At 30.0% G+C, this 8,380-nt stretch carries 7 protein-coding genes and 1 pseudogene; 3 read left to right on the plus strand and 5 right to left on the minus strand.

Annotated elements, in window-relative coordinates:
• Positions 1-83 precede the first annotated feature (83 nt).
• Positions 84-2,177: a M13 family metallopeptidase gene (locus ABY863_RS05550; RefSeq protein WP_372793274.1), complete on the plus strand. Its 2,094-nt coding sequence runs from the start codon at positions 84-86 to the stop codon at positions 2,175-2,177.
• 32 nt (positions 2,178-2,209) lie between these two features.
• Here ABY863_RS05550 and nadB read toward each other — a convergent pair whose 3' ends face one another.
• The 3 genes from nadB to ABY863_RS05565 form a co-directional block, all read right to left on the minus strand.
• Complete coding sequence (gene nadB, locus ABY863_RS05555; protein ID WP_372793275.1) at positions 2,210-3,805, minus strand: L-aspartate oxidase; 1,596 nt, start codon at positions 3,803-3,805, stop codon at positions 2,210-2,212.
• Between the two features lie 12 nt (positions 3,806-3,817).
• Positions 3,818-4,813: a quinolinate synthase NadA gene (gene nadA, locus ABY863_RS05560; RefSeq protein ID WP_372793276.1), complete on the minus strand. Its 996-nt coding sequence runs from the start codon at positions 4,811-4,813 to the stop codon at positions 3,818-3,820.
• A gap of 115 nt (positions 4,814-4,928) precedes the next feature.
• Positions 4,929-5,981 (minus strand): branched-chain amino acid aminotransferase, encoded by a 1,053-nt coding sequence (locus tag ABY863_RS05565; protein ID WP_372793277.1) that lies wholly within the window; start codon positions 5,979-5,981, stop codon positions 4,929-4,931.
• Between the two features lie 265 nt (positions 5,982-6,246).
• On the opposite strand from ABY863_RS05565, the gene mnmD reads away from it, so the two are divergent.
• A complete protein-coding gene (gene mnmD, locus ABY863_RS05570) occupies positions 6,247-6,906 on the plus strand; it encodes a tRNA (5-methylaminomethyl-2-thiouridine)(34)-methyltransferase MnmD (RefSeq protein WP_372793278.1) in 660 nt (219 codons plus the stop codon).
• A 19-nt stretch (positions 6,907-6,925) separates the two neighbouring features.
• The gene (locus tag ABY863_RS05575) at positions 6,926-7,066 is read left to right on the plus strand and encodes a hypothetical protein (protein ID WP_372793279.1); all 141 of its coding nucleotides are present in this window, start codon (positions 6,926-6,928) and stop codon (positions 7,064-7,066) included.
• A 1-nt stretch (position 7,067) separates the two neighbouring features.
• On the opposite strand, the gene ABY863_RS05580 is transcribed toward ABY863_RS05575, so the two are convergent.
• Both ABY863_RS05580 and ABY863_RS05585 read right to left on the minus strand, forming a co-directional pair.
• Complete coding sequence (locus tag ABY863_RS05580) at positions 7,068-8,195, minus strand: glycosyltransferase (RefSeq protein WP_372793280.1); 1,128 nt, start codon at positions 8,193-8,195, stop codon at positions 7,068-7,070.
• Positions 8,192-8,380 (minus strand): annotated as a pseudogene (locus ABY863_RS05585) (hypothetical protein); the annotation flags it as partial. The gene ABY863_RS05580 and the pseudogene ABY863_RS05585, both read right to left, overlap by 4 nt.

Genomic DNA, 8,380 nt, shown 5'->3' on the forward strand with positions numbered 1-8,380 from the left:
AGGTATATTAAATTCAAAAATGTGTTATTTTTATAAAATATTAGAATTTTCTAATAAACAAAATTAATTAACCAAATAAAAATATGAAAAGTACAATTAAAAAAACGATGCTCTATTCTTCAATAGTTGCATTATCTATGTTGATTTCTTGTAAAAGCGAGAAGCAAGCAGAAGAAAGAATTCCAGGAATTATAGTTGAAAATATGGATAATTCTGTTAAACCATCGGACGATTTCTTTAGATATGTAAATGGGACTTGGTTAGATAAAACCGAAATACCAGCTGATAGAACTTCTTGGGGAGCGTTTAATGAATTAAGAAAAAAAACAGATGCAGATGTTCTAACCATCTTAAATGAAGCAATAGCTCAGGATAATTTCCCTAAGTTAAAAGATGCTGAGGGAAATTTAACCTTAGAGTCTGATCAAAAGAAAGCTGTAAATTTTTATGAAACTATTATGGATACTGTGGCAAGAGAAGCACAAGGAATTGAGCCTGTTAAACCATTTTTAGCGAAAATTGATGCGATAACTAATATTGCAGATTTACAAACTTTATTAATAGAAATGGCACCTTATGGAGGAGCTGGTTTTTTTGATTTTTCAGTTTTTAACGATTTAAAAGATAGCAAAATGAATGCAGGATATGTTTCACCTGCAGGTCTTGGATTATCACGTGACTATTATGTTGATCAGGATGATGATACAAAAGAGAAACGTACAAAATACATTGCTCATATTGCAAGAATGTTGCAATTTTTTGGAGACTCAGAAGAGGTTGCCCTAGAAAATGCAGATAAAGTATTTCAATACGAATATGATTTAGCGGAGCCACGATTTACAAAAGAAGAATCTAGAGATACTAGAAAATTGTACAATCCAAAAACAATTGCTGAACTTTCAGAGATTACACCTTCAATTAATTGGGGAACTTATTTTAAAGGAATTGGAATAAATAATTTAGATAGAGTTATTGTAATGCAACCGAACTATATGGTGGCGGTTGAGAAAATTTTAACATCAAGTTCAATTGATGATGTAAAATTATATTTACGTTGGACTGCAATTGATAGGGCGGCAGGGATGTTAAATAATGAACTTGATGTTGCTAATTGGGAATTTTACAGTAAAGAATTACAAGGAGCAAAACAACAAAGACCAAGAGATGAAAGAGCTTTAGGGTCTCTAAATGGTGCAATTGGAGAAGCTTTAGGTAAATTGTATGTTGATAAGAAATTTCCGCCAGAAGCAAAAGCAAAAGCAGAAGAAATGATTGCGAATGTAATGCTTGGAATGGAAAAAAGAATAAATGCATTAGAATGGATGAGTGCTGACACCAAGCTAAAAGCATTGGAAAAATTAACCAAAATGACGGTTAAAATTGCATATCCAGATAAATGGAAAGATTATGCTTCTTTAGATGTAAAAGGATTAAAAGATGGTGGCTCATATTTCCAAAATTCAGTAAATATTTCTAAATGGGGATTTGAAGAAAACATTCGTAAATTAGGGAAGCCTGTTGATAGATCTGAATGGGGAATGGCACCACAAATTGTAAATGCTTATTTTAACCCAGTAAATAATGAAATTGTTTTTCCAGCAGCAATTTTACAACCTCCATTTTATAATTACCAAGCTGATGAAGCTGTAAATTATGGAGGAATTGGGGCTGTAATTGGACATGAAGTTTCTCATTGTTTTGATGATTCAGGAGCAAGATTTGATGCTGATGGTAATTTGAAAAATTGGTGGACTGATGAAGATTCAGAAAAGTTTGCTGTGTTGGGGAAAAAATTAGTAGATCAATACAGTGCTGTAGAAGCTTTAGAAGGTGTTAATTTAAATGGTGAATTTACGCTTGGTGAAAACATTGGAGATTTAGGAGGTGTTAATGCAGCTTATGATGGATTGCAAATTTTTTATAAAAAGAATGGTAGACCAGAAGATATTGATGGGTTTAATGCCGAACAACGTTTTTATATGTCTTGGGGAACAATTTGGAGAACTAAAATGAGAGATGATGCAATGAAAAATTTAATTAAAACAGATCCACATTCACCAGGAATGTATAGAGCGTATATGCCTTTACAAAATGTTGATGCTTTTTACACAGCATTTAATATAGTTGAAGGAGATGAAATGTATTTGAAGCCTGAAGATAGAGTTAAAATTTGGTAAATTTATAGAGAAATACAATAAAAAAGGAGCTTTTAAAGCTCCTTTTTTATTAAATCAAGGTTATAAAAACCACCTTTATTTTCTTTTCTATTTTTTGAAAATTGGGTAATTAAATATGCCGTAGTTATTAAATTTCTTAATTCACATAAATCGGTTGAAAGTTCAGAATGGTCATATAACCGTTTATTATCTTCATATAAATTAAGTAATCTTTTTTCAGCACGTAAAATTCGTTCATTTGAGCGTACAATACCTACATAATTACTCATAATGGTTTTTACTTCATTTCTGTCATGAGTAATTAAAATTTTCTCCATATTTTTTACAACGCCACTATCATTCCATTCTGGAACATTAACAGGAAATTTAATTTTGTGAAATCGTTTTGTTAAATTTTCAAAAGCATTATGTGAAAAAACAATTCCTTCTAATAATGAATTTGAAGCTAATCTATTTGCTCCATGTAATCCAGAACGCGTAACTTCACCGCTTGCATATAAATTTTTAATAGAAGTCTTAGCTTTTTTGTTAATGTTTACACCGCCACAAATATAATGTTGGGCAGGACAAACAGGAATATAATCTTTACGAATATCAATTCCCAATGTTAAACATTTTTCGGTAATATTTGGAAAATGTTTTTTAAAAGAATCATAATCAAGGTGTGTGCAATCTAAATAAACATTAGGTGTTCCGCTTTTTTTAAGTTCATTATCAATAGCTCTAGCAACAATATCTCGTGAAGCTAATTCTTCGCGATCGTCATATTTCTTCATAAAACGGATGCCATTATAGTCTCTTAAAATAGCACCTTCACCACGCACAGCTTCTGATATTAAAAATGCAGGATATTCACCAGGATTGAACAAAGCAGTAGGATGAAATTGGATAAACTCAACATCAGAAATTTCAGCTTTTGCTCTATATGCCATTGCAATACCATCACCTGTTGCAATAATTGGGTTGGTAGTTGTGTTATAAACTTGTCCGTTTCCACCAGTTGCCAACATAGTAACTTTAGCCGAAAAGGTTTTTACTTTATTTTTTTTCTCATCCAAAACATAAGCTCCAAAGCAAGTTGTTTTTTCTTTTCTAGTAATTCTTTTTTTTGTGACTTGATGCTCTGTTATTAAATCAATAGCGTAGTGGTAGGTTAAAAAAGTAATATTTTTAGCTTTCTCAATTTGTTCAATAAGTGCTCTTTCAATTTCAGCACCAGTAATATCTTTATGATGTAAAACTCTATCTTGCGAATGCCCACCTTCTCTACCTAAGGAATAATTTCCATCCTTATTTTTATCAAAATTTGTTCCCCAATCAATTAATTCTTGTAATCGAATTGGAGCATCCTCAACTACCATTTTTACCACATCTTCATCACAAATACCATCTCCCGCAATTAATGTATCTTGTATATGTTGTTCAAAAGAATCTACTGTTTTATTCCATACTGTTGAAATTCCTCCTTGAGCATACTTAGTATTACACTCGTTCTTTTCATTTTTGGTAACAATAGTTATGGTTGCATCTTTAAAATAAGTAGCTGTTTTTAATGCAAAAGATAAACCAGCAATTCCAGAACCAATTATTAAAAAATCTGTTTGGTGTATTTTTTTTTCAGCATTCATTTAAAAATAGTATTATTTAGAAAGTTCTAGCATTCTTTCAATTGAAACCAATGCTTTTTTACTTAATTCAGCTTCAACATTAACTTCTGGAAGCTCATGTTTTAAACACAAATACAATTTTTTCATGGTATTCATTTTCATATAAAAACACTCGCTGCAATTACAATTATCATCTTCTACCGGAGCAGGAATTAGTATTTTACCGGGAGATTCTTGCTTCATTTTGTGTAAAATACCAACTTCAGTAGCAACAATAAATGTTTTAGCTGTACTTGTTTTTACATAATTTAATAAACCTGAAGTTGAGCCAACATATTTGGCAACTTTTAATAAATGTGCTTCAGATTCAGGATGTGCAATAATTACGGCATCAGGATTTTCAGCGTATAACTTTAATATTTTTTCAATTGAAAAAGCTTCATGAACCATGCAAGCACCATCCCAAAGTAGCATATCTCTTCCCGTTTTTTTAATTAACCATGCTCCTAAATTTCTATCGGGTGCAAAAATTATAGGTTGATCTTTTGGTATAGAGTTTATAATTTTTTCAGCATTTGATGAGGTGCAAACAATATCTGTTAATGCTTTAATTTCTGCGGAAGTATTCACGTATGAAACCACTAAATGATTTGGATGTTTTTTCTTGAAAGCAGCAAAATCAGCTGGCGGACATGAATCAGCTAAGGAACAACCAGCTTTTAAATCTGGAAGCAATACTTTTTTTGAAGGATTTAGTATTTTAGCTGTTTCTGCCATAAAGTGTACACCTGCAAAAACAATAATATCAGCATCTGTAGTTGCTGCTTTTTGAGCTAAGGCTAAACTATCTCCAACAAAATCAGCAATATCTTGAATAGCATCTTCTTGATAATAATGGGCTAAAATAATGGCATTTTTCTTTTTTCGTAACTTTTTTATTTCTTTAATAAAATCAATGCTTTTAGGTGGTTCTATATCTAAAAATCCATTTTTTTGTAGATTTATTTTAGCTTTTTCAAGTGTAGTCATATGTGTTATTTATGGTATTAAGACCAAATAATATGCCAAACAATCGGATAAAAATCCGATTGTTTTAGCTATTGCAATGTATAAAAATTTAAAGTATTAATCAAAACATTTTGATTTATTGAACTTTAACTCTCCAGCCAAATTTGTCTTCAGCTATGTTTTTTTGAATATCTGTAATTCCCTTTTTTATAAAAGAAGCATAACTATTTTCAACTTTAGGTAATTCAAAACTTTCACCTTTATTTGAAAAACCACTAATAGGGCTTATTACTGCAGCGGTTCCAGCTCCAAACATTTCCAATAATTCTCCTTTACGAGCAGCTTCAACTATTTCTGTTACTCTAACTGGTCTAACTTCAACTTTAATACCTTTGTCTTCTGCGAATTGAATGATACTTTTACGAGTAACACCATCTAAAATACGTTCACTGGTTGGTGCAGTTAGTAATGTATCATTTACTCTAAAAAATACATTCATAACACCAGCCTCTTCTAAGAATTCGTGTTTGTTAGCATCTGTCCAAACAACTTGTTGAAAGCCTTCTTGATTTGCTAATTTTGTTGGATAAAAAGAACCTGCATAGTTACCGGCTGCTTTTGCAAATCCAACTCCACCGTCTGCCGATCTACTATATTTATCTGCAAAAACTACTCTTACTTCTCCTGAATAATAGGATTGAACAGGTGAGCAAATAATCATGAACTTGTACTTATTTGATGAAGATGCTGAAACGCAATTTTCTGTAGCAATAATAAAAGGTCTAATATAAAGGGCACTATCGGCTCCTTTTTTTACCCAATCTTTATCCATTTTTAATAAAGTAGTTAAACCTTCAAAGAAATAATCTTTTGGAAATGCAGGCATATCTAGTCTTTCAGCAGATATGTTTATACGTTTTTGGTTTTCGTCGGGTCTAAATAACCATAAATCATCATTATCATCTTTATAGGCTTTCATTCCTTCAAAAACCGCTTGTCCGTAGTGAAATACTTTTGCAGAAGGATCAAATAAAAGTGGTTGATATGGTCTAATTCTTGGAGTTCCCCATTCGCCATTTTCAAAATCACATTCAAACATATGGTCAGTAAAAATTTGACCAAATTTTAAGTTGCTAAAATCAACATTTGAAATTTTCGATTTTTCAATTTTTTCTATATGTAAAGCCATAGTTAATCTAAATTTAATTTGAGTAAAATTAGGTATTTTTTTTTAGTTTTTAATTTTAATTTTTTGAAGGCTCATGCCTTATTTTTAATATATTTGATTAAAAATATTGATAAAGATAATTGTGATAAAATAAAATTGCAGAATTAACAGAAATTAGGCTATTTATTTTGTTTTTTTGTAAAAATCAGCATCAAAAAATAAGTTTAATTTTACTGAAAATCACTGTTTTGTGCCTATTTTTGGTTAAGAAATTTAAATTCTAAACTTGGAAAGAAAAATAATTATTACTGAAGATGGTTCTTCAACCATTTATTTACCCAAATTGGAAGAGCATTATCATTCGGTTCATGGAGCCATACAAGAAGCAAAACATGTGTTTATTAACAGTGGTTTGTCACTTTTTTCTGATAAAGAAATTTCAATTTTAGAAATTGGTTTTGGCACAGGATTAAATAGTTTTATCACATTTTTAGAAGCTCAGAAATTAAATTTAACAGTTGATTATGTTGGAATTGAAGCATATCCTGTTGTCTCAGAAGAAATTAGAAAATTAAATTATGTTTCAGAGTTAGATGCTATAGAGTTTAGCGGTGCTTTTGTAAAAATGCATCAGCAAGAATGGGAAATAAAAAAGAAGATTTCAGATAGCTTTTCTTTAACAAAACGCAAGCAGTTTTTTAGTGAGATTAATGATAAGAATGCTTTTAATTTAATTTATTTTGATGCTTTTGGAGCGCAAGTTCAACCTGAATTATGGACAGAAGCTATTTTTAAATTAATGTATTTAGCATTGAAAAAAGATGGAATTTTAGTAACTTACAGTGCCAAAGGAAGTGTAAGAAGAGCAATGCAGTCGGTTGGGTTTATTGTTGAAAGATTGGCTGGCCCACCTGGAAAGCGTGAAATGTTAAGAGGAAAAAAATAAATTTATTAAAAGGGATATTATGGAACAACAACGATTTAAAAAGCGTAAAAAACCAAATTATAAAAGAGGTCTAATTTTGGTTCTTTTTTTAGCTGTTATTTTATATTTATGGATGAATGCTGAAGGTTTGATAACTAGTTTTTTTGGAGTAAAAGAATAATTTATTTTCTGAAATTTCTACCTTTCCACTCGTAGTTTTTGAACAGTAAAAAAAATGCTGTAAAAACTATAAAAAAAGGATATACTAAGCTAGTAACTGTATAGTGTTTTAGTGGGTGTTGATTACTCAGGAAAGTAGCAGTTTTTGAAATTAAAATAAAATCAGAAACTAATTTTTGAACAAAAATAACAAACAAGTATTTCCATAATATTGGATTTAAAATTGTGGCAATTATTCCCATAATTAATACAAAATTCATTGTAAAAACTGTAAGCCCTATAAATTTTGAAAAATTACTTTTATAAGCAGTAGATTTAGATGCCCATCTAATTTGTTGATTAAAAAAAGAATTCAAACTATTTTCTGAGTTTGTTAGCACAATAGCTTCTTTAGATTTTAAGTAACAAGTTTTATTTGGGAATGCTGAATTTATTTTTTCCAATAAAAAAACATCATCACCACTGGCTATCATTGAATTTCCTTCAAATCCTTTAACTTCAAAAAAAGTTTCTTTTTTATAGCACAAATTGGCTCCATTACACATAAATGGTTTTTTTAATCCAAAACCGCCAATTGTACTTCCAATTAAACTGGTAAAATTCAAATTTTGAAAGTGATAAAGAAAAGAGTTTTGTGCTTTAAATTTTACGGGTGCACATATAAGTAAAGGCTGTTTTTCTTCAATGTGTTGGTTAAATAGTTGTAGCCAAAGAGTTGGAACATTACAATCGGCATCAGTGGTAACAATCCACTCAAATTTCGACTGTTTTATAGCCAAAGTAATAGCGTCTTTTTTTGGTGATTTTGTGCTTTTTATAGAATGAATTAAAGAGAAATCCATATTTGGGTTTTGACGCACAAAATCTTCAATAATTTGCTTATAATCATCATTAGATTCATCATTTATTAGCAATATTTCAAATAAATTAACTGGGTATTTAATGGCTGAGAGTGAATTTAATAATGAAGGTAAATTATGAGCTTCATTTCTGAATGGAATTACAATTGAAAAGGTGTTTTTAGGTGCAGTATTTTTATTTTGAATATCTTCAATGTTATCAAAACCAAAGATTAAAGTTATAATTAATATAAAATAGATGATTGATATGAAAATTGAAATATAAATCATTCGTTGTCTATCAATTTAAAATTCAGGACAAAGATACTTCCTAATAAGGCAGGAAGCACGAAATTTAATAACCACATTATAGTTGTAATTGTAACAATTGTGAGTTCATTTAGTTCAATTAAGCTAAAAATTAAAACTGCAATAGAACCTTTAATAACCCAATCAAAAATAGTTAAACTTGGGAT

The sequence above is a fragment of the Lutibacter sp. genome, assembly GCF_041562875.1.
In the GTDB taxonomy this organism is placed as follows: Bacteria; Bacteroidota; Bacteroidia; order Flavobacteriales; family Flavobacteriaceae; genus Lutibacter.